Genomic DNA, 1,114 nt, shown 5'->3' on the forward strand with positions numbered 1-1,114 from the left:
TGTTGCGGGTCATGACGTTGTAGACACCAGCTCGAGGGGTTGAAGAAGGCGGACGGGTCCTCCGACGGCAGGATGGGAAGTACCACCAACTCATCCGCCGAACGAAAGAACCCGTCCGTGCTCCACCGTAACGCCCCGCTGTCCGTCGAAGGTCGCCGCCGTCTCGTCGAGCGCTGCCAGACCCGCCCGCTCTCCCACGTTGCCGCCGAGATGGGGATCTCCCGAGCCTGCGCCAGCAAATGGATGGCCCGCTACCGCGAACACGGCGAACTCGGTCTGCTCGACCGCCCCAGCGTGCCGCACCACCAGCCCACCGCAACACCGGCCGAGACCGTAACGCGGATCGAGACACTGCGCCGGACCCGCAAATGGTCCGCAGCCCGCATCGCCCACGAACTGGGCGCCGACGGCATCACCATCTCGGTGCGCACCGTCAGCCGACACCTCGCTCACCTCGGCCTGAACCGGCGCAAGTTCCTCGACCCGAACGGCGAGAACAACCGGGAACCACGCCGAATCATCGCCCGCTGGCCCGGCCATATGGTGCACGTCGACATCAAGAAAGTCGGCCGTATCCCCGACGGCGGGGGTTGGCGGGTCCACGGTCGTGGCAGCAACCAGGCGAAGAAGGTCGAGCGCGCCAAAACCGCCGGTGCCCGCGCCGGCTACGTCTATCTGCATTCGGCGGTCGACGGATTCTCCCGCCTTGCCTATACCGAGGCGCTGAACGACGAGAAAGCCGCCACGGCAATCGGGTTCATGCACCGCGCACGGGTGTTCTTCGCCGCCCACGGAATCGTGCACATCCACCGGGTCGTCACCGACAACGGGTCCTGCTACCGGGCGAAGGACTTCGCGAAAGTCCTGCACGGTGGCCGGCACCAGCGGATCACCCCGTACACGCCCCGTCACAACGGGAAGGTCGAGCGCTACAACCGGATCCTTTCGGAGGAGTTCCTCTACGCCCGCGTCTGGGCCAGTGAACGGCAACGCGCCCAGGCGCTACACGTGTGGAATGTGCACTACAACTATCATCGCCCGCATACTGCCGTCGGTAACCGGCCGCCCGCGAGCAAACTCCGGACCGGTGTCACCAACGTCATGGCCTCATACA

The 1,114-nt window shown here is 66.1% G+C and carries 1 protein-coding gene; it reads left to right on the forward strand.

Features of this window, described 5'->3' with window-relative positions; all coding sequences use genetic code 11:
* Nucleotides 1-117: 117 nt before the first annotated feature.
* Nucleotides 118-1,114, forward strand: a 997-nt coding sequence (locus tag Q7514_RS33110; RefSeq protein ID WP_230831892.1) for an IS481 family transposase, incomplete at its 3' end; no start/stop codon positions are given.

The organism is Rhodococcus artemisiae, from assembly GCF_036327795.1.
Lineage (GTDB): Bacteria > Actinomycetota > Actinomycetes > Mycobacteriales > Mycobacteriaceae > Rhodococcus > Rhodococcus artemisiae.